At 71.2% G+C, this 3,354-nt stretch carries 2 protein-coding genes; both read right to left on the bottom strand.

The annotated features are described in order from the left end of the window. The coding region (locus ACFV9T_RS42610; RefSeq protein WP_385449250.1) for a beta-ketoacyl synthase N-terminal-like domain-containing protein at positions 1-911 on the bottom strand (911 nt) is incomplete at its 3' end. Between the two features lie 55 nt (positions 912-966). Continuing rightward, a partial coding sequence (locus ACFV9T_RS42605) for a type I polyketide synthase (RefSeq protein WP_385449247.1) occupies positions 967-3,354 on the bottom strand: 2,388 nt, incomplete at its 5' end.

Genomic DNA, 3,354 nt, shown 5'->3' with positions numbered 1-3,354 from the left:
CCATCCTGATTCACCGCACTCCCACGCAACACCGCCAACACCCGGTGCCCACACTCCCGCGCCACCGACAACCGCTCAAGGAGCACCACACCAACCCCCTCGGACAACACCATCCCGTCCGCACCCGAGGAAAACGCCTTGCACTGCCCATCCCCGGACAGCCCTCGCTGCCGGGAGAACGACAGGAAGGAGCCGGGTTGTGCCATCACCATCACGCCGCCCGCCAACGCCACCGAACACTCACCTTGCCGCAACGCCTGCGCGGCAAGGTGAATCGCCACCAAGGACGACGAACACCCCGTGTCCAGCGTCACCGACGGCCCCTCGAAACCGAACACGTACGACACCCGTCCGGACGCGATGCACGGCGACGCCCCCGTCCCCACGAAGCCCTCCAACTCCGGCGCAACCGCACCGACGCCGGCCCCGTAGCCCTGGCTGGACAGCCCGGTGAAGACCCCGACATCGGTGCCCTTCAACGAGATCGGGTCGATGCCCGCCCGCTCCAGCGCCTCCCACGACGTCTCCAGCAACAACCGCTGCTGCGGATCCATCGCCAGCGCCTCGCGCGGCGAAATGCCGAACAACCCCGCGTCGAAAAGCCCGGCGCCGTCCAGGAAACCACCTCGGCTGACGTACGAGGTGCCCGGGTTGTCGGGATCCGGGTCGAACAGGGCCTCCAAGTCCCAGCCACGATCCTCGGGGAACTCGGAGATGGCGTCGACGCCGCCTGCGACCAGCTCCCACAGGTCCTCGGGCGAGGACACACCACCCGGGTACCGGCACGCCATCGAGACGATGGCGATCGGCTCCCGCACCTGGTCCTCGACCTCGCGCAGCCGCTTGCGGGCGTCGCGGGCGTCGGCGATGGCCCTCTTGAGATAGTCGCGGAGTTGTACCTCGTCAGCCACTGAGCTCAGCTCCCAGGAGATGTCCGTTTCGATTGCTGTGGTGTGCGTGCGGTTTTCAGCCGGACCGGTCGACGAGCGCGAACAGCTCCTCGTCGCTGGCGGTGTCGAGATCCTCGTCAGGCGCGTCCGGACCGCCTGCCGACTCGGCCGCCTTCAGCAGTTCCCGCAGGCGCGCGGCGATCCGGTCGCGGGCCTGCTCGTCGGACGCCGCAGACTCGATGGCCGCCTCCAGACCGGCGAGACCGGCCAATACCGAATCGGCGGGGGCCGTCTCACCGACGGCGAGCTCATCGCGCAGGTATCGGGCGAGGACCTGCGGGGTCGGATGGTCGAAGACCAGCGTGGCGGGCAATTTCAGGCCGGTCGCCGTACGCAGCCGGTTGCGCAGCTCCACCGACGTGAGCGAGTCGAACCCGGCGTCCTTGAACGCAGTGTCCGCCCGTACACCACCGGGGTCGGGGTGCCCGAGCACGACCGCGACTTGAGCGCGAACCACGTCCAGGAGCAATGCCTCCTGCTCGGCCGGGACGAGCCCGGCCAACCGGCGAACCAGCCCACCGTCCCCGCCGGATGCCGCCCGCGTCGACTGCCTGCCGACCCGGACCAGGCCGCGCAGCAGGTGCGGCACCCCGCCACCGGTCGCCGCGTCGGCGCGTACCTCTCGCAGGTCCAGCTCGACCGGCACCAGCAGTGCGTGCCCGGACCCGACGGCGATGTCGAACAGTTCCATGCCTGCCACGGACCCGAGCGCCAGGACTCCCCCACGTCCCTCGCGCCGACCCATCCGGGTCCTGGTGAGGTCGTCGATGTTGTCCGCCATGCCGGTGATCTGCTGCCACGGGCCCCAAGCCAGCGACAGCCCCGGCACGCCCGCCGCCCGGCGGTGGGCCATCAACCCGTCCAGGTACGCGTTCGCCGCCGCGTAACCGCCACTGCCCGCGCCCATGAAGACCGACGAAGCCGACGAGTAGACGACGAACGCGTCGAGGTTCATGCCGCGGGTCAGCTCGTCCAGGTGCCGCACCGCGTCCACCTTCGGCGCGAAAACCGTCGCCAACCGCTCCGGGGTCAACGTCCCGACCACCCCGGCATCGAACACACCCGCTGTGTGCACGACTCCGGTCGGGCGATGCTCTTCCAGCAGGGCCGCCACCTGGTCCCGGTCGGACACATCGCAGGCCACCGCGGACACCTCCGCGCCCAACTCGGCGAGCTCCGCGACCAAATCCGCCACGCCCTCGGCATCCCGGCCCCGCCGACTGGCCAGCACCAGGCGCCGCACACCGTGCCGAGCCACCAGGTGCCGGGCTGCGAGACCACCCAACGAACCAGCACCCGAGACCAGCACCGTCCCTTCCGGACCGAACACGGCGGGAACGTCTGCGGCCTGATCGCCGACGCGGGCGAGGCGCGCTACCGAAAAGGTCGTCCCGCGCACGGCGACCTGCGGCTCACCGCTCGTCAGCACCGCTCCCAAGACCGCTTCCGGTCCGTCTTCGGCCGCGGGATCGAGGTCGAGCAGGATGATCCGGTCCGGATTCTCGGCCTGAGCGGCACGCACCAAACCCCACACCGCCGCCGCGGCCGGGTCGGTCACCGCCCCATCACCGGCAGGCACCGCGCCACGGGTGGCCACCACCAGCTGCGACTCCGCCAACCCGGCCTCAGCAAGCCAGGCCTGCACGACCGCCAACACCCGGCACGTCAACGCCAGTGCCGCGTCATCCCCGGCACCGCCGACAGCCTCCAGAACCGCCGCCGCGGGCACGCCGTCGGCCAGGGCCGCCACATCGTCGGCGGTGGCCACGGCCACCCACGACGGCGAGGGCTCCGCCTGAACCGGAGGCAGCTCGGTCCAGTCCACCCGGAACAGCGAGTTGGCGCGCGCCGTGTCCAACTGCTCGGTGGACACCGCCCGCAACACCAGCGAGTCCATCGCCAGGACCAGGCCGCCGGCCTGATCGGCGGCCTCGATGGACAGCTCATCCGGCCCACCCGGCGCGACCCGAACCCGCAACGCCGAAGCTCCCACGGCGTGCAGCACCAACCCGTTCCACGCGAACGGCATCACCGACTGCCCGGGTTGTCCTTCTTCCGCGGCCGCCGCGGCGGCGATGGTCCCGGTCTGCAGGGCCGCGTCCAGCAACGCGGGGTGGATGCCGTACCCAGCGGCTTCCTCCCGGTGCTCGTCGGGCAAGGCGACCTCGGCGAAGACCTCCTCGCCTCGCCGCCACACCGTGCGCACCCCCTGGAACGCGGGCCCGTACGCGTAACCGCGCTCGATCAAGTCGGCGTAGAAGTCCCCGACCTCGACCTGCTCGGCCCCGGGCGGCGGCCAAGCGGTGAAGTCGAACCCGGCGCCGCTGCCGCTCCGCGCCGCCGACAGCACACCGGTGGCATGCCGCGTCCACGCCTCCGCACCGTCCTCGCGCTGGGAGTACAC

Origin of the sequence: Streptomyces sp. NPDC059850 (assembly GCF_042731515.1) — a bacterium.
Classification (GTDB): Bacteria; Actinomycetota; Actinomycetes; order Streptomycetales; family Streptomycetaceae; genus Streptomyces.
The sequence above is the reverse complement of the archived record's forward strand: the minus strand, read 5'-3'. Positions and strand labels throughout refer to the sequence as shown.